Source organism: Pseudomonas flexibilis (assembly GCF_000806415.1).
Lineage (GTDB): Bacteria > Pseudomonadota > Gammaproteobacteria > Pseudomonadales > Pseudomonadaceae > Serpens > Serpens flexibilis.
The window spans coordinates 458,833-475,732 of sequence record NZ_JTAK01000001.1 but is presented as its reverse complement, the minus strand read 5'-3'; the positions used below and the strand labels follow the sequence as shown (position 1 = coordinate 475,732).

Sequence of the window (16,900 nt, the reverse complement as noted above, 5' to 3'; positions counted from 1 at the left end):
AGATCGAAAACAGCCAGTTACCCAGAACAGAGAGTACCGATCCTAAAAAAATGTACTCACCGAGTACCCCCGTACCCGCTGTAATGGCCCGCCGCGATACGACCCAGGCCGGCCCTAAGGAGATTCGCATGAGCACCGCAAGCAAACCGCTAGTGACAGGGTTCATTGCCGCTCTTTCGCTGCTCGGCGTTGCCGTCGCGCACGCCAAGACCACTACCCCCGACAGCCCTGATGCCGCCTACACCAGCCAGGCCTCGGCCGTCGATCCGTCCAGTGCCCAGGTGGTACGCAGCCCCGGCGCACCGGACCTGACCGCCGGCGAGTTCGAGAAGGCCAAGGAAATCTACTTCCAGCGTTGCGCCGGCTGCCACGGCGTGCTGCGCAAGGGCGCCACCGGCAAGCCGCTGACCCCGGACATCACCCAGCAACGCGGCCAGGCCTTCCTGGAGGCGCTGATAACCTATGGTTCGCCCGCCGGCATGCCCAACTGGGGCACGTCCAACGCGCTGACCAAGGACGAAATCACGCTGATGGCCAAGTACATCCAGCACACCCCGCCGACGCCGCCGGAGTGGGGCCTGGCCGAGATGAAGAATTCCTGGAAGGTGCTGGTCAAGCCCGAGAACCGTCCGAAGAAGCAGCTGAACAAGCTGGATCTGCCCAACCTGTTCTCCGTCACCCTGCGTGACGACGGCAAGATCGCGCTGATCGACGGCAAGACCAAGAAGATCGTCAAGACCATCGATACCGGCTACGCCGTGCACATCTCGCGCATGTCCGCCTCCGGCCGCTACCTGCTGGTGATCGGCCGCGACGCCAAGATCGACATGATCGACCTGTGGGGCAAGGAGCCGATCAAGGTCGCCGAGATCAAGGTGGGTATCGAGGCCCGCTCGGTGGAAACCTCGAAGTTCAAGGGCTACGAGGACAAGTACGTGATCGCTGGCGACTACTGGCCGCCGCAGTTCACCATCATGGACGGCGAAACCCTGGAACCGCTGCAGATCGTCTCTACCCGGGGCATGACCGTCGGCACCCAGGAATACCATCCGGAACCACGCGTGGCGGCGATCATCGCCTCCCACGAACACCCGGAGTTCATCGTCAACGTCAAGGAAACCGGCAAGGTCATGCTGGTGAACTACGAGGACATCGACAACCTGTCCATCACCAGCATCGGCACCGCGCCGTTCCTGCATGACGGCGGCTGGGACGTCAGCCACCGCTACTTCATGACGGCGGCGAACAACTCCAACAAGGTCGCGGTGATCGACTCCAAGGACCGCAAGATGGCGGCCCTGGTGGACGTCGGCAAGATCCCGCACCCGGGTCGTGGCGCCAACTTCAACCACCCGAAATACGGTCCGGTGTGGGCCACCAGCCACCTGGGCGACGAGACCATCTCGCTGATCGGCACCGATCCGGAGAAGAACCCGCAGCACGCCTGGAAGGTGGTGGAAACCCTCAAGGGCCAGGGCGGCGGTTCGCTGTTCATCAAGACCCACCCGAAATCCCGCAACCTGTACTTGGATACCACCTTCCACCCCGACGCGGCGATCAGCCAGTCGGTGACGGTGTTCAACATCGACAATCTGGCGGCCGGCTACACCGTTCTGCCTATTGGCGACTGGTCCGGAATCAAGGAAGGTGCCAAGCGCGTCGTGCAGCCTGAGTACAATAAGGCCGGCGACGAAGTCTGGTTCTCGGTTTGGAGCGGTCAGGACGAGGAATCGGCCATCGTGGTGGTCGACGACAAGACCCTCAAGCTCAAAACAGTGATCCGGGACAAAAGGTTGATTACCCCGACGGGTAAATTCAACGTGCACAACACTCAGTACGACGTTTACTGAGGTACCTCCGCGGGACGGGTTCGCCGCCCGTCCCATTAGCCTTAAGGAAGTCTTTATATGAAGAAAGTCCTGCTCCCGATGCTCGCCCTGGGCGCCGCCATGAGCCTGCAGCCGGCCCTGGCCGCTGACGGTGAAGCGCTGTTCAAGAGCAAGCCCTGCGCTGCCTGCCACAACGCCGACATGAAGATGGTCGGCCCGGCCCTCAAGGACATCGCCGCCAAGTACGCCGGTGTCGCCGGTGCCGCCGACACCCTGGCCCTGCACATCAAGAACGGCAGCCAGGGCGTCTGGGGTCCGATCCCGATGCCGCCGAACGCCGTATCCGACGCCGAAGCCAAGACCCTCGCCGAGTGGGTCCTGTCGCTGAAGAAGTAAACCGCAGGGGGACGTCATGAACAGATCGCGATTGCTGAGTTTCATCACCGCCCTGAGCATGACGTCCCTGCTGTCAATTCCCCCGGTGTCGGCCGATGAATCCATCGACCGCCGCCAGCTGGAGCATCTGCTCCTGCAGGACTGTGGTTCCTGCCACGGCCTGCGCCTGACCGGCGGACTCGGCCCGGCCATCACCCCCGAGGCCCTCGCCGGCAAACCCCGCGACTCCCTGATCGCCACTGTTACCCACGGCCGCCCCGGCACCGCCATGCCCGGCTGGAACGCCCTGCTCAACGACGGCGAAATCACCTGGCTGGTCGATAGACTCCTGCAAGGAAATCCCTGACATGAAGCGCCCTTCCCTGCTGCTGGCCCTGGCCAGCCTGGTTCTCTGCGCCTGCGCGCAGCCCACCCTGCGCGGCACCGGTGATCTTGGCGTGGTGGTCGAACGCGCCGCCGGCACCCTGCAGCTCGTCGAAACCAGCGGCCAGACCCGCCTGGCGCGCATCGAGGGCCTGGGCGACCTGTCCCACGCCTCGGTGGTGTTCTCCCGCGACCAGCGCTTCGCCTACGTGTTCGGCCGCGACGGCGGGCTGAGCAAGGTCGACCTCTTGGAACAGCGGCTGGTCAAGCGCGTGGTGCAGGGCGGCAACAGCATCGGCGGCGCCATCAGCCAGGACGGCACGCTGATCGCCGTGGGCAACTACGAACCGGGCGGCGTCAAGGTGTTCGACGCCGTCACCCTGGAACAGGTGGCCGACATCCCCGCCACGCCGCTGCCCGACGGCAGCCGCAACTCCCGCGTGGTCGGCGTCACCGACGTGCCCAACAACGGCTTCATCTACAGCCTGTTCGACACCGGCGAAACCTGGCTGCTGGACTTCAGCGAAAGCCGCACACCGAAGGTCACGCGCTTCGCGAACATCGGCAAACAGCCCTACGACGCGCTGCTCACCCCGGATGGCCGCTACTACGTGGCCGGCCTGTTCGGCGAGGACGGCATGGCCAAGCTCGACCTCTGGCACCCCGAGCGCGGCATCGAACGCATCCTCGATGGCTACGGCCGCGGCCAGCAGAAACTGCCGGTCTACAAGATGCCGCACCTGGAAGGCTGGACCGTGGCCGGCGAGCACACCTTCGTGCCTGCCATCGGCCAGCACCGCGTGCTGGTGGTCGACAGCCACAGCTGGAAACAGGTCGGCGCCATCGACGTGGCCGGCCAGCCGGTGTTCGTCATGGCCCGCCCGGACGGCCGGCAGATCTGGGTGAACTTCGCCCACCCGGACAACCACCTGATCCAGGTGATCGACACCGAAACCCGCAAGGTCATCAAGACCCTGGAGCCCGGCCCGGCCGTGCTGCACATGGAGTTCACCGCGCGTGGCGACCAGCTGTGGCTGTCGGTGCGCGACAACAACGAGGTGCAGGTCTGGGACCCGCACCGCCTGGAGCTGATCCAGCGCCTGCCGGCCGACAGCCCCAGCGGCATCTTCTTCACCAGCCGCGCCCACGAGACGGGGCTGTGACATGGACCGCCTGGAGCCGCTGGACCGCCGGCTGATCGAACGCTTCCAGCACGGCATGCCGCTGTGCGCCGAGCCCTACCGGGCGATGGCCGAGGCACTGGGCTGCAGCGAACAGGCGCTGCTCGACAGCCTGCGCCGCCTGCAGGCGCGCGATGCCCTGTCGCGCATCGGCCCGGTGTTCGAGCACAGCCGCGCCGGCGCCAGCACCCTGGTCGCCCTGGCGGTGCCGGCCGAACGCCTGGAGCAAGTCGCCGCGCGCATCAGCCAGTACCCCGAGGTCAACCACAACTACCGGCGCGAGCACGCCTATAACCTGTGGTTCGTGCTCACCGGGCCGGATCGCGCCAGCCTGGATCGCCTGCTGGCCGAGATCGAAACGGACACCGGCCTGGCCCCGCTCGATCTGCCGATGGAGTACTCCTACCGCATCGACCTGGGTTTTTCCCTGGAGAACCTGCCATGACGCCGCTCGACGACCTGCAGGCCGTGCGCCTGCGCCGCCTGCTGGAAGAAGGCCTGCCGCTGGAAGCCAGTCCGTATCGGCTGCTGGCCGAACGCATCGGCGCCGACGAAGAGCAGGTGCTGGCACAGGTGCAGCAGTGGCAGCGCGACGGGCTGTTCCGCCGCGTCGGCCTCGTACTCAAGCACCGCGCCCTGGGCATCCACGCCAACGCCATGCTGGTGCTGGACATCCCCGACGCCGAGGTGGACGCGGTGGGCGCGCGGCTGTCCGCCGCGCCGGGCGTCAACCTCTGCTACCGCCGCCCGCGCCGCCTGCCGCACTGGCCCTACAACCTGTTCTGCATGGTGCACGGCCGCGAGCGGGCCAGCGTCACCGCGCACATCGCCGCGCTGCTGGCCGAACTGGGCCTGAGCGAGCGCCCGCACAAGCTGCTGTTCAGCACCCGCGCCTACAAGCAATGCGGCGGGCGCTTCGCGCCGGCCCTGGACCGCGCCCATGGATGACCTCGACCGCCGCCTGATCAACCGCCTGCAACTGGGCCTGCCGCTGGTGCCCCGCCCGTGGGAGGCGCTGGCCGAGGAACTGCACAGCGACGCCGCCACCCTGCGCGCCCGCGTGCAGGCCTTGCTGGACGACGGCACCCTCACCCGCTTCGGCCCCATGTTCGACATCGACCGCCTGGGCGGCGCCTTCACCCTGGCCGCCCTGTCCGTGCCGGAAGAACGCTTCGACGCCGTGGCGGCCATCCTCGACGGCCTGCCGGAAGTCGCCCACAACTACCGCCGCGAACATCAGTGGAACATGTGGTTCGTGCTCGGCTGCGCCACCCCGCAAGGCATCACCGCGACCATCGCGCGCATCGAGGCGCTGACCGGCCTGACCGTGCTCAACCTGCCCAAGGAGGAGACCTACCATGTCGGCCTGCATTTCCAGGTTTGATGGCGCGCTGGTTCGCCGCCTGATGGAACTCACCCAGGCCGGCCTGCCGCTGGTGGACAACCCCTGGGCGTGGATCGGCGAACAGCTGGGCCTCGACGAACAGGCCGTGCTCGACCTGCTGCGCCAGCTGCAGGCCGACGGCGCCATCCGCCGCATCGCCGCCGTACCCAACCACTACCGCCTCGGCTACCGCCACAACGGCATGACCGTGTGGGACGTGGACGACGCCCAACTCCCCCGCCTCGGCCCCCTGCTCGGCGCGCAGCCCTTCGTCAGCCACTGCTACCGCCGCCCCCGCCGCGACGGCTGGCACTACAACCTGTTCGCCATGGTGCACGGGCGCAGAGCTGAGGAAATCGAGGACTACCGGGCGCAGATTCGCGAGCTGCTAGGCGAGGCGTGCCGGGGGGATGAGATGTTGGTGAGTAGTCGGATATTGAAGAAGACGGGGTTGAGGGTTTAACCCGGACCCTGGGGCCGGCTGCATCCGGCGGCCTTCAGACTGCCCCCCAGCCCCTCTTCGAACTCGCCTCGACTTCCGTAGGCTGGACAATGCTGATGGCGAAATAGTAGCTTCGACCCAAACGCCAAACAGGGATCGTTGCGTGCCGTCACAGTCACTTCTTCCCGCTTATCACCTCGCGTTGCCGCCGTACCGGTACGAACGTTTTCGTGTGCCGGCGGTGAACTGCCGCTTCAAAAAAGCGAATACGAAAAATGGAGCGGGATTAGTGCCGGCCACTTCATAGATAATTAGCCAAAAGCGGAAACCTCATGGATATCCAAAAAGAAATCTTAGATTTAAACCGATTTCTTCCAAAGGGAGTCACTCTAGATTATTTGGAGGAAGTTGATGAGAGCATCAAGGAAATTGATGACCAGCGCCCTCTGGCTCCACATATAACAGAGAAGCTTCAATCAGAGATTCTCTATGATCGAGTCCATGCCTCTGCAGTAATTGAGGGAAACAAACTATCTAGGCGCGAAACCATTGTTGTCCTAAGCTCCGGAATAGTAGAAGCAGGGTCAAGAAAAGATCAACAAGAAGTGATAAATCTCGCCGACGCCTGCCTTTATCTGCAAGAGTGTCTTGACAACAAAATCTCCCTATCCATTCATTTAGTAAAAGAACTGCATCAAAAAATATTAAAAGACATTGACAAGTGCTCCGCCGGATCATTTAGATCTATTGATGTAGCAATCACAGGAGCAAAAGTAAGACCTCCATCACACCTTGATGTTCCGCATTTAGTTAGCCAGATTGTTGATCTAGAAAACTCTGCGATTATCCATCCTATTCATAAAGCGGCATGGATTCACTGGGCCTTTGCAAGAGTACATCCATTTGTTGATGGAAATGGACGGGTAGCACGCCTAATTCAGGATTACGTACTTCTAAAGCACCGATATGTTCCGGCATCAGTACAACCGGAAGACCGCGAGCGAAACTATTATGAATCCCTGGAAAGCGCAGATCTAGGTAGCGGCGGTGACTTCCTTGAAATAGTGGCAAAAAACGTACTTAGAACATCTGAGCGCTATCTTTCAATAATTCGCGAAGAAAAATCAAAAACAAGCTGGGTTAAAAATATAGCAAAGGCTGCATCAGAAAAAATCAAGCAGACTGAGCACAGAAAGTTCCTTTCAATACAAAAATCATATGACTCCCTGAAATATGAATTCGAGAGCATATGTGCAGAGCTTAATTCAGAGCTCACTGATATGCGCGTAGGTTTCAAGGACTATGGAAGCCTTGACTTTGAAAAATACCAAGCACTTAAAAATCATGGCAGAGCCACTAGGACATGGCTTTTCGGCCTACATTTCATGTATGGCGAGATTGATCAAAGATTTGTTTTTTGGTTCGCCAAACATTACCGAAATGCCGGTGACATTCGGCCATTTGAACAAAACACGATAACCATTCTGGTATCCATGCAAGATGGTGCTGGCGGCAATAGGAAATTAGATGATTTTGAATCAGAAGATCGCATTACGCTTAGAGAGATTCTAGTAGAAGATAGAACGTTTTTCCGCCGTCGCTACAACCCTGTTAAGCGCTCACCAGAGTGGGATGACAATGTTTCCCCCTCGGAAATAGCTCAGAACTTTATCCAAGAGGTTCTTGCAAAAGTTGGCTTGATTTAGAGAAACGGGTGATAAGGACAGATTCATTTTCCAAGCCATCAATCCGCCTCGGCCAAAAGGGTACGCCCAACCAAATCTGCCAACGCCCGCCGTTTCGCAGGGCACTAGAACTTACCAGGAAGCATATCCGATGAGAAAAGGCCGCTACTATCTTGGCCGAGTGGTGAAAATCAATCTCGACCAAGACAGCTTGATGAATGCAATTACAAACGCCCCAATTATTACAATAGGGAAATTCGACTGGACTATCACCGACATTGAAGACAATAGAAATGCAGATTTCCCATATATATTTGGGAAACTATCCAAGTATGCAAAAGATGGTTGCGCTAAAGTCATTGACGAAGTTAGTCGTGCACAAATAAATACCGACGTACCAAATCTACTTGAGGCTAGCTCATCCTTTGTATACCTCCCCGACTTCTCGGGCATAGCTTTTTTACATGTATGGAACGGAATTCAAGAGGATATATTCCCCAGACGTTTTAAATCAGTAATTGAAGCAGCCTTTGACGGTTTTATGGTCGCTTGCGATGTCGAGCCTATATCCGACTACAGGGCGTTTACTACTCGGCTAAAAAAATTAAGCTATTTTACAGAATTTTCAGCAACCGTTTACCCACCCAACCCATTATTCGGCAGATTATGGGGAAGCCTAAATGAATATATCAAAAGCCGAAATGCGTCAGAAGTTGCTGTCAAAGAGCACTCTTCCAAACCAAAAGGCCTAAATTCAAAAATAGTCGAATTAATGGATAGCATCATGAAATCTCGAGATTATGAGCCAGAAGAAGCTCCAGCGATTAGTGATGCTGCCATTCTAATGGCCGCTGATGGTTACGGGCGGGGAAAGGTTGTTGGCTTTGAAGACGGTGATGAAGTAGTAATAAGAACGAGCGACACAAGGAAAAGTTTTCTCCATGATAAAGAGCCTACCGCCAATGAGCTTGCTGTAAAGGCAAAATCACAATTTGATAAAATTTCAAACGAAAGGGACATGAGGCACTAATGAAAGCACTTTATTACTTAAGAGTGTTTTTTATTAGCTATGAGTTTGCTTTTCTAATCTCTGGATCCGCCATTTATATTTTCTTTGGAGAATATTTTGAGAAGCAATTCATTTCTAATCCAATAAATGAAAATGCTTTGCAGTGGGCTATGCTATTTCCGATTAGCGTTTCTGGATGGACCTTGAAAGAAGGTGTTGGCGTTATTTTCCCAGATGATAGGACAACCAGAATTTTACATGAATGGCCTGATTACTGGAGACTTAAATGCCATTTCAATGTCGGCATCTTAAACACCATTATCTACCTAATACCGTGCCTTGCAATTTGGTTTACTGGCGGGTTGAATAAATTTGAAGGAGCCTGGTTGTTTTTTATGTTCGCTATTGCCACGTCAATCAATGCTTTTACCTTTTACACCGCAAAAATTGGTGTTCGAAGTGCATTAATCAGGGCTCATACGTAGAAGAAAAAGGAAGGAGCGGGGACAGATTTATTTTTCAGCTACGAATTCACCATGCTCTCGGAAAATAAAAGCCCCCATTGCTCAACTGCTCGCACAACCCCTTCAATACTCCACCTTCCCCCGCCCAGCCTTGATCGCCGCCCGCTGGCTCTTGCCTTCCAGACGCCGCTTTTTCGAGCCGAGGGTAGGCTTGGTCGGGCGCCGAGCCTTCTCCACCTTGCCCGCGCTGCGAATCAGCTCGGCCAGGCGTTGCAGTGCATCCTCGCGATTCTGTTCCTGGGTGCGGTATTGCTGCGCCTTGATGACGATCACCCCTTCGGCGGTGATGCGACTGTCGCGTAGCGCCAGCAGGCGCTCCTTGTAGAATTCAAGAAAAGGGGACAGATTTATTTTTCACCACTAGAAAATCCGGAAAATAAATCTGCCCCGAATGGCACTTACTTAACCGTTAACCCATTGATTTGAAACAAAAAGGCCGCTCCCCAGTCTACGGTGATAGTTGCGAACACACACCGAGACCAAGGAGCAGCCCGCATGGATGCTAGGCGCCAAACCGCTCTTCATCAACAACAGCGCGTTCGGAGGCTTGCCGCCAGCACGGACGTCGATACGTTTGCCAGCTTGCTATCCAGACCTGACCTGCTCGACTGCATCGAGGCCTTGCTGCCCCGCCATAGGGAGCGGTTGTTTCCGCCCGCCGAGACGTTGTCTATGTTCATGGCGCAGGCACTGAGCGCGGACCGCTCTTGCCGGAAAGCCGTCGATGATCTGGCCATCAAACGGCTACGAACCGGTTCAAGCCCATGCAGCACGCGCACCGGCGGTTACTGTCGAGCTCGGCAGCGGCTACCCGTAGAGATGGTGTCAACGCTTGCGCGCACCAGCGGCGCCTTGATCAGTGCCAAATCGCGTTGCAGCTGGTTGTGGATGGGAAGGCCTGTACGGCTCGTGGATGGCACGACGGTATCCATGCCGGATACCGCAGCGAATCAAGCGGCCTATCCGCAGTCACGTGGGCAAAAGCCAAAGAAAAAGGGGACAGATTTATTTTCCATCCTTGAATTATCAGGCAGCCAGAAAAATAAATATGTCCCCATTTCACTTCAAACCATCGCCATTTCAATTAACTCTTTTATTATTCCACAAGGAAAACACAGCCATAACAAACCCAGAAAGTCCACCAAACAAAAATCCAATAGGAAATAGATCGAAACGAAATATGAAAACCAGATCATGACCTCTAAAAATACTCAACACAAGCGGAGCTAGCAATCCCATCAAAAGAACACTACCCCCCCAGCAAATCGCCGAAAAAAAAGAAACATACAAAATCCTGAAAAATACAATCAACATCATTCCTCCCCATAAACATAGGAATTATAGGAATTAATAAAGGGGACAGATTTATTTTCTATTACCCCTTCAATACTCCACCCTCCCCCGCCCAGCCTTGATCGCCGCCCGCTGGCTCTTTCCTTCGAGCCGCCGCTTTTTCGAGCCAAGAGTCGGCTTGGTCGGGCGCCGGGCCTTTTCCACCTTGCCCGCGCTGCGAATCAGCTCGGCCAGGCGTTGCAGGGCATCCTCGCGATTCTGTTCCTGTGTGCGGTACTGCTGCGCCTTGATGACGACCACCCCGTCGGCGGTGATGCGGCTGTCGCGCAGCGCCAGCAGGCGCTCCTTATAGAACTCAGGCAGCGACGAGCCACGGATATCGAAGCGCAGGTGCAGCGCGCTGGACACCTTGTTGACGTTCTGCCCGCCAGCGCCCTGAGCACGGATCGCGCTCAGCTCGATTTAAGGAAAAGGGGACAGATTTATTTTCCATCCCTGGATTATCAGGCAGCCAGAAAAATAAATCTGTCCCCATTTCATGTTGATGCAGTCGAGCAGGTCAGGTCTGGATAGCAAGCTGGCAAACGTATCGACGTCCGTGCTGGCGGCAAGCCTCCAAGCGCGCTGTTGTTGATGAAGATCGGTTTGGCGCCTAGCATCCATGCGGGCTGCTCCTTGGTCTCGGTGTGTGTTCGCAACTATCAATAATAGCGGAGCCAAGGAAAGGAAAGGAAAGGAAAGGAAAGGAAAGGAAAATAAATCTGCCCCAACACTCACACAAAAAATATCGCAACATATACCGCAAAAATAATGCCCGCCATTACCGACCTACTCTCAGGATCAGCCTTTGCAGACACCACACCCCCTAAAAGGGTGAGCATGCGACCACCATTAAGATAAGCGTAAATCCCACGAGAAAGGGATATCTGAAGAATCAAAAAACTCAATAACACACCCCAATCAGGAAGAAATCTCACTGAGTTAGCGAAAGACGCAGCGACAAGGACCGAAAAAACAATACCTCTATACGCAACCAATAAATTAATCACCCAACATATTCCTTATATCTTCCAAGACAGAATCCCAAGCTCCGCTCAAGACTGCTATTGCAGATAACTTCTGTTCGATTTCATCGGTGGCGCTGCGCAGAACCGAATACTTTTCGACCGCCATCCCCGTCGCTTCATGCACCAACGCCTCTGGGAGCTCTCCTTCTATATACCCAGCAATTTAGCTAAAGGCCCGGCGGTCAAAACACCAACTACTACAACGACAAAGGGAACAGATATAAAAATATATCTGCCTCATCAATACTCCACCTTCCCCCGCCCAGCCTTGATCGCCGCCCGCTGACTCTTGCCTTCGAGCCGCCGTTTTTTCGAGCCAAGCGTCGGCTTGGTCGGGCGCCGGGCCTTTTCCACCTTACCAGCGCTGCGAATCAGCTCGGCCAGGCGTTGCAGGGCATCCTCGCGATTCTGTTCCTGGGTGCGGTACTGCTGCGCCTTGATGACGACCACCCCGTCGGCGGTGATGCGGCTGTCGCGCAGCGCCAGCAGGCGCTCCTTGTAGAATTCCGGCAGCGACGAGGCGCGGATATCGAAGCGCAGGTGCAGCGCGCTGGACACCTTGTTGACGTTCTGCCCGCCGGCGCCCTGGGCACGGATCGCGCTCAGCTCGATTTCGCTGTCGGGCAGCTCGACGGAATTGGTGATTTGCAGCATGGCGGGCTCGGAGAATGGCCGGGGCGACAGGATACCCCCCGGCCCCGCCTGGCCGCGACCCCACGGTTCCGACCGGTGCAGAGCCCAACGGCGGCCGGAAAGGCGCCGACCGCCCAATGATTAGCGTAGCCGGGGCGTTGTGCCTGGCGCGGACGAGGCATCGGTGTGGTTTTGTGGCTAGCCCGTGTACTTAGTCACCGTAAAAGAGGTGCTGGCACGGGCCTGCGCGCGTGTAATCCTTATCAAGACGATAATTTGTAATCAACTTTGATTGGTTATCGACCTGAAGAATCAGCTTGCATTTGACGTTAACGTTTTTCGTATCGTACACAATGCCAGTCGTCATGCCAGGACGGTCCGTATTGTAGTAGGCATAGCTATCTGCCTCATACGTTATGCTTCGGATACGAGAAAAATCCCAAATATAAGCCGTTATTTCATTGTTGATTTTCTCAGCTTTCAAAGGCTGCCCCCACTTAACCATGGCGGCATCGATGGGCTTTCCTTCCCAGTGGTTCTTTTGAACCAATTCAGGGATGGAGGGGACATCCACGCCCAGGATATGGCAGGCACTCAATAAAAAACTTGATGCAACAATGACTGAAGCACCCATGTTTTTTTTCATTTAATTCCCTTCCAAGTTATATCCGTATCTTTTTCGGTGAACTGCCGGTGCAGAACCAGCGGCGGCCGGAAAAGCGCCGACCGCCCTACGCGTGCGTTGACGGCGCCGGGCTCAGAACCGCCATTCCGGTTTGAACAGGCCAACCACGAAAAACAGCGTGCTAAAGCCCCACGCCACCAGCGCATAGAGGCGGATCTGCTCGGCGTTCCAGCCCCACGCGAACCACTCCAGAAACACCATGCTCTTCCAGCCTTCGAGCCAGCGCGCGCCGCCCCAGCTGATGATCCATTTCCAGAACAGGCTGTTCAGGCAGTAGAGCGCAACGAATTCTCCGGTTTCCACGGATGCTCCTCGGCGATGGTCGGGGAGCCCGAGTCTATGCACAGCGGCCTGTGCCCGGATTGACGGCGATCTCGTTGCAACCGGAACCCTGCGGCTTCGCTGCAATAAACATCGGCGATCGTGAAAGCGTCGGCCGGTCGTAGCGTAGGCCACCGGGCGTGGCTTCGGTGCAATCCGAATCGGCGACCGGGAAAGCGCCGACCGCCCTGCCGGAACGCCGCCGTTATGCCTCTGCAACACCACCACCAACCGCCCTCGCCTCCTCTGGGCGCGTGCGCCTCCACCGCGACATATCCGCGCTCCCTGAACGATCAGGCTGTGGCACAGCACTTTGCTTGTTTCTGATCAAGGAGCGAGGCGGCCGGCTCGGCGATTCTCCCACGCAAAGGAGGCCTATTCGGTCTCGCGAGGAGAATTGTTCATGCTGCGAATCAGCCATTACCTGCGCGCGCTGGCCCGGCCCGAGGCCGGGCCCGTGCTGGGTGCGCGGGGCACGCCGGGGACCCGGCCGCCGGTGGTGATCTGGAACCTGTTGCGGCGCTGCAATCTCACCTGCAAGCACTGCTACGCCACCTCCGCCGACAGCGAGTTCCGCGACGAGCTGGACACCGCCGAGGCGCTGCGGGTGATCGACGACCTGCACGCCGCCGGGGTGAAGGTGCTGATCCTTTCCGGCGGCGAGCCGCTGCTGCGCGAGGACATCTTCGAGCTGTCCGCCTACGCCCGGGACAAGGGCTTTTTCGTCGCGCTGTCCACCAACGGCACGCTGATCGACGCGGGCAACATCGCGCAAATCGTCGCCGCCCGGTACGACTACGTGGGCATCAGCATCGACGGCCTGGAGGCGGTGCACGACGATTGGCGCCAGCTCAAGGGCAGCTTCGCCGCCTCGATGCACGCCATCGACCTGTGCCGGGCGCACGACATCCGCGTCGGCCTGCGCACCACCCTCACCCAGTACAACTACCCGCAGCTGCCCGAGATCCTCGCGCTGATGCGCGAGCACGACGTGCAGAAGTTCTACCTCTCGCACCTCAACTACAGCGGGCGCGGCAAGCGCAGCCGCAAGGCCGACGCCCATCACCGCATGACCCGCGACGCCATGGGCCAGCTGTTCGAGCAGGCCTGGGCCGACGTGATGAGCGGCCGCGACACCGATTTCGTCACCGGCAACAACGACGCCGACGCCATCCTGCTGCTGCAGTGGGTGCGCGAGCGCCTGCCGCAGCACGCCGCGCGTCTGGAGAAGATGCTGCGCGCCTGGGGCGGCAACGCCTCGGGCAGCGGCATCGCCAACATCGACAACACCGGCGCCGTGCACCCGGACACCTACTGGTGGCAGCACACCGTCGGCAACGTGCGCCAGCGCAGTTTCCGCGACATCTGGCTGGACAACCCCGATCCGCTGCTGCTGCGCCTGCGCGAACACCCGCGCGCCGTGGAAGGCCGCTGCGCCGAGTGCCAGTGGCTGTCGATCTGCAACGGCAACACCCGTACCCGCGCCTGGGCCGAAGGCAACCTGTGGGGCGAAGACCCCGGCTGCTACCTGAGCGACACGGAAATCGGCCTGCCGGAAACCCGATGCATTCCCAGCGTGCAGCTCGCCTGACCGCATCCGACACAAGCGGCCACCAGAGCCGCCGATGAGACGAGATAAGGAGTCCGCATGGACCAGCTCACCCTCCCCCCTGCACTGCACGCGTCCCTCGTACCCGGCGAGGTCGCCCTGGTTGGCGCCGGTCCCGGCGATCCCGGCCTGCTCACCCTGCGCGCCTGGAGCCTGCTGCAACAGGCCGACGCGGTGGTCTACGACCGCCTGGTCAGCGACGAACTGCTGGCCCTGCTGCCGGCGCGCTGCGCCCGCCATTACGTCGGCAAGGCCAGCGGCTACCACAGCCTGCCCCAGGAGCAGATCAACCAGCTGCTGCTGGACCTGGCCCGCGACCGCCTGCGCGTGGTGCGTCTGAAGGGCGGCGACCCGTTCATCTTCGGCCGTGGCGCCGAGGAGCTGGAGTTCCTGCTCGACCAGGGCGTCGACTGCCAGGTGGTGCCCGGCATCACCGCCGCCTCGGGCTGCACCACCTACGCCGGCATCCCGCTCACCCATCGCGATCTGGCGCACTCCTGCCAGTTCATCACCGGCCACCTGCAGAAGGACGGCGAGCTGAAGCTGCCATGGAGCAGCCTGGCCAATGGCGGCCAGACCCTGGTGTTCTACATGGGCCTGGCCAGCCTCGGGGTGATCGCCCGCCAGCTGATCGCCGCCGGCCTGGCCGCTGATACCCCGGCCGCGCTGATCAGCCGCGGCACCCATGCGGATCAGCGCGTGGTGCGCGGCACGCTGGCGGACCTGGAGGAAATGGCCTGCAGCAACCAGCTGAGCGCGCCGGCGCTGACGGTGATCGGCAAGGTGGTCGGCCTGTTCGCCGAGCGCACTCCGCAGTTCCCGGCGCGCCTCGTCGCCACGGAGGAAGACCCATGCGACTGATCATGACCCTGCTGGCCATCGCCGCCCTGCCGGCGGCGACCTTCGTGGCCCTCGACCTGTGCATCCCCAAGGCGGCCGCCGCGACGTCGGACGCCGACGCCCTGTACCGCCAGCACTGCCTGGCCTGCCACGGCGAGAACCGCCTGGGCGGCGCCGGCCCGGCGCTGCTGCCGGAAAGCCTCGGCCGCCTGAAGCCCGCCGAGGCGAAGAAGGTGATTCGCGACGGCCGCCCCGCCAGCCAGATGGCGGCCTACGGGCACCTGCTGGATGACGGCCAGATCCAGGCGCTGACCGACTACCTGTACACCCCGCCCGCCGTGGCGCCGCAATGGACCGACGCCGACCTGCGCGCCAGCCACCGTCTGCTGGCCGACGTGCGCAAGCTGCCGGACACCCCGCAGCACGGCGCCGATCCGCTCAACCTGTTCGTGGTGGTGGAAGCCGGCAACCATCAGGTGCGTATCCTCGACGGCGACCGCTTCGAGGAGCTGGCCAAGTTCCAGTCGCACTTCGCCCTGCACGGCGGGCCGAAGTTCTCGCCGGACGGGCGCTTCGTCTACTTCGCCTCCCGGGACGGCTGGATCAGCGTCTACGACCTGCACAACCTGACCATGATCGCCGAGGTGCGCGCCGGCCTGAACACCCGCAACCTGGCGGTCAGCAACGATGGCCGCTGGGCGCTGGTGGGCAACTACCTGCCCGGCGAGCTGGTGGTGCTGGACGCCCGCGACCTGTCGCTGGTCAAGCGCATCCCGGCCAAGGGTCTGGACGGCACGATTTCCCGGGTCAGCGCCGTGTACACCGCGCCGCCGCGCGACAGCTTCGTGGTGGCGCTCAAGGACGTGCAGGAGGTGTGGGAACTGTCCTACGCCGGCACGCCGACCTTCGAACCGCGCCGCATCCCGGCGGCGGACTTCCTCGACGACTTCTCCTTCACCCCGGACTACCGCCAACTGCTGGCCACCTCGCGCAAGGCCAAGGGCGGCCAGGTGATCGACCTGGACAGCGGCAAGGCGCTTACCGACATCCCGCTGCCGGGCATGCCGCACCTGGGCTCGGGCATCTACTGGCAGCGCGACGGCCAGTGGGTGTTCGCCACGCCGAACGTCAGCCAGGGGCTGATCTCGGTGCTGGATATGCAGAGCTGGAAGCTGATCGAGGAAATCCCCACCGAAGGGCCGGGCTTCTTCATGCGCAGCCACGCCGACTCGAAGTACGCCTGGACCGACGTGTTCTTCGGCCCCAACAACGACGCCATCCACCTGATCGACAAGCAGTCCCTCAAGGTCGCCCACACCCTGCGGCCGATGCCCGGCAAGAACGCCGCCCACGTGGAATTCACCCGCGACGGCAAGCACCTGCTGCTCAGCGTGTGGGACACGGACGGCGCGCTGCTGGTGATCGAGTCCGACACCCTCAAGGAGATCAAGCGCATCCCCATGAACAAGCCTTCGGGCAAGTACAACGTGGGCAACAAGATCGGCTTCGTGGAAGGCACCTCGCACTGAGCCCGGCGGTTGCCGAGCCTGGCGTTGGGCGGACAACGCTTCACCTGTCCGCCGCCTCGGCGCTCCGCCGATACCGCTGTCCGGCGGACAAGAACGACGTTGTCCGCCCT

At 59.8% G+C, this 16,900-nt stretch carries 19 protein-coding genes and 2 pseudogenes; 15 read left to right on the top strand and 6 right to left on the bottom strand.

The genetic code is table 11. The features are described from left to right. The first annotated feature begins 128 nt into the window (after window positions 1-128). From PT85_RS02345 to PT85_RS17920, 11 genes are all read left to right on the top strand, one after another. The gene (locus tag PT85_RS02345; protein ID WP_027589865.1) at window positions 129-1,850 is read left to right on the top strand and encodes a cytochrome D1 domain-containing protein; all 1,722 of its coding nucleotides are present in this window, start codon (window positions 129-131) and stop codon (window positions 1,848-1,850) included. A gap of 57 nt (window positions 1,851-1,907) precedes the next feature. Further along, window positions 1,908-2,225: a c-type cytochrome gene (locus tag PT85_RS02340; RefSeq protein WP_027589866.1), complete on the top strand. Its 318-nt coding sequence runs from the start codon at window positions 1,908-1,910 to the stop codon at window positions 2,223-2,225. Between the two features lie 58 nt (window positions 2,226-2,283). Beyond that, window positions 2,284-2,571 (top strand): c-type cytochrome, encoded by a 288-nt coding sequence (locus PT85_RS02335; RefSeq protein WP_037008655.1) that lies wholly within the window; start codon window positions 2,284-2,286, stop codon window positions 2,569-2,571. A gap of 1 nt (window position 2,572) precedes the next feature. After that, window positions 2,573-3,751 carry a cytochrome D1 domain-containing protein gene (locus tag PT85_RS02330; RefSeq protein ID WP_039605824.1) on the top strand — a complete coding sequence of 393 codons (1,179 nt, stop codon included), beginning with the start codon at window positions 2,573-2,575 and terminating at the stop codon, window positions 3,749-3,751. A 1-nt stretch (window position 3,752) separates the two neighbouring features. Beyond that, on the top strand, window positions 3,753-4,214 hold the full coding sequence (locus tag PT85_RS02325; protein ID WP_039605823.1) for an Lrp/AsnC family transcriptional regulator: 462 nt from the start codon (window positions 3,753-3,755) through the stop codon (window positions 4,212-4,214). Further along, a complete protein-coding gene (ahbB, locus tag PT85_RS02320; protein WP_039605822.1) occupies window positions 4,211-4,717 on the top strand; it encodes a siroheme decarboxylase subunit beta in 507 nt (168 codons plus the stop codon). The genes PT85_RS02325 and ahbB (PT85_RS02320) overlap by 4 nt, the downstream gene beginning before the upstream one ends. Beyond that, the gene (locus PT85_RS02315) at window positions 4,710-5,153 is read left to right on the top strand and encodes an Lrp/AsnC family transcriptional regulator (RefSeq protein WP_039605821.1); all 444 of its coding nucleotides are present in this window, start codon (window positions 4,710-4,712) and stop codon (window positions 5,151-5,153) included. Before ahbB (PT85_RS02320) ends, PT85_RS02315 begins: the two co-directional genes overlap by 8 nt. Continuing rightward, window positions 5,128-5,616: a siroheme decarboxylase subunit beta gene (gene ahbB, locus PT85_RS02310; protein WP_039605820.1), complete on the top strand. Its 489-nt coding sequence runs from the start codon at window positions 5,128-5,130 to the stop codon at window positions 5,614-5,616. The genes PT85_RS02315 and ahbB (PT85_RS02310) overlap by 26 nt, the downstream gene beginning before the upstream one ends. 311 nt (window positions 5,617-5,927) lie before the next feature. After that, window positions 5,928-7,301: a Fic family protein gene (locus PT85_RS17630; RefSeq protein WP_074467538.1), complete on the top strand. Its 1,374-nt coding sequence runs from the start codon at window positions 5,928-5,930 to the stop codon at window positions 7,299-7,301. Window positions 7,302-7,431: 130 nt separating this feature from the next. After that, the gene (locus PT85_RS17925; protein WP_074467539.1) at window positions 7,432-8,310 is read left to right on the top strand and encodes a hypothetical protein; all 879 of its coding nucleotides are present in this window, start codon (window positions 7,432-7,434) and stop codon (window positions 8,308-8,310) included. Next, window positions 8,310-8,774, top strand: coding sequence for a hypothetical protein (locus PT85_RS17920; protein WP_139182048.1), 465 nt, complete (start codon window positions 8,310-8,312; stop codon window positions 8,772-8,774). The genes PT85_RS17925 and PT85_RS17920 overlap by 1 nt, the downstream gene beginning before the upstream one ends. A gap of 102 nt (window positions 8,775-8,876) precedes the next feature. On the opposite strand, the pseudogene arfB (PT85_RS17915) reads toward PT85_RS17920, so the two are convergent. Next, window positions 8,877-9,146: pseudogene (gene arfB, locus PT85_RS17915) on the bottom strand (alternative ribosome rescue aminoacyl-tRNA hydrolase ArfB); the annotation flags it as partial. Between the two features lie 162 nt (window positions 9,147-9,308). Between arfB (PT85_RS17915) and PT85_RS17910 the strand changes: the two are divergent. Beyond that, window positions 9,309-9,797: pseudogene (locus PT85_RS17910) on the top strand (IS4 family transposase); the annotation flags it as partial. Window positions 9,798-10,196: 399 nt separating this feature from the next. On the opposite strand, the gene arfB (PT85_RS02300) reads toward PT85_RS17910, so the two are convergent. The 5 genes from arfB (PT85_RS02300) to PT85_RS02280 all read right to left on the bottom strand — a co-directional run bounded on the left by arfB (PT85_RS02300) (window position 10,197) and on the right by PT85_RS02280 (window position 12,794). Beyond that, window positions 10,197-10,568 carry an alternative ribosome rescue aminoacyl-tRNA hydrolase ArfB gene (arfB, locus tag PT85_RS02300; protein ID WP_052199855.1) on the bottom strand — a complete coding sequence of 124 codons (372 nt, stop codon included), beginning with the start codon at window positions 10,566-10,568 and terminating at the stop codon, window positions 10,197-10,199. Between the two features lie 311 nt (window positions 10,569-10,879). After that, window positions 10,880-11,155: a hypothetical protein gene (locus PT85_RS17905; RefSeq protein ID WP_139182051.1), complete on the bottom strand. Its 276-nt coding sequence runs from the start codon at window positions 11,153-11,155 to the stop codon at window positions 10,880-10,882. 258 nt (window positions 11,156-11,413) lie between these two features. Then, on the bottom strand, window positions 11,414-11,827 hold the full coding sequence (arfB, locus tag PT85_RS02290; RefSeq protein ID WP_039605818.1) for an alternative ribosome rescue aminoacyl-tRNA hydrolase ArfB: 414 nt from the start codon (window positions 11,825-11,827) through the stop codon (window positions 11,414-11,416). A 190-nt stretch (window positions 11,828-12,017) separates the two neighbouring features. After that, complete coding sequence (locus tag PT85_RS02285; protein ID WP_234702655.1) at window positions 12,018-12,440, bottom strand: hypothetical protein; 423 nt, start codon at window positions 12,438-12,440, stop codon at window positions 12,018-12,020. Window positions 12,441-12,563: 123 nt separating this feature from the next. Next, window positions 12,564-12,794: a hypothetical protein gene (locus tag PT85_RS02280; protein ID WP_052199854.1), complete on the bottom strand. Its 231-nt coding sequence runs from the start codon at window positions 12,792-12,794 to the stop codon at window positions 12,564-12,566. A gap of 421 nt (window positions 12,795-13,215) precedes the next feature. Here PT85_RS02280 and nirJ point away from each other — a divergent pair, with 421 nt between their 5' ends. From nirJ to PT85_RS02265, 3 genes are read left to right on the top strand one after another with little or no spacing between them, the layout of a single operon-like run. Next, the gene (nirJ, locus tag PT85_RS02275; RefSeq protein ID WP_039605816.1) at window positions 13,216-14,403 is read left to right on the top strand and encodes a heme d1 biosynthesis radical SAM protein NirJ; all 1,188 of its coding nucleotides are present in this window, start codon (window positions 13,216-13,218) and stop codon (window positions 14,401-14,403) included. Between the two features lie 57 nt (window positions 14,404-14,460). After that, entirely contained in the window at window positions 14,461-15,282 is an 822-nt protein-coding gene (cobA, locus tag PT85_RS02270; RefSeq protein WP_039605815.1) for a uroporphyrinogen-III C-methyltransferase, read from the top strand. Further along, window positions 15,273-16,790 carry a nitrite reductase gene (locus tag PT85_RS02265; protein ID WP_039605814.1) on the top strand — a complete coding sequence of 506 codons (1,518 nt, stop codon included), beginning with the start codon at window positions 15,273-15,275 and terminating at the stop codon, window positions 16,788-16,790. Before cobA ends, PT85_RS02265 begins: the two co-directional genes overlap by 10 nt. Window positions 16,791-16,900 lie beyond the last annotated feature (110 nt).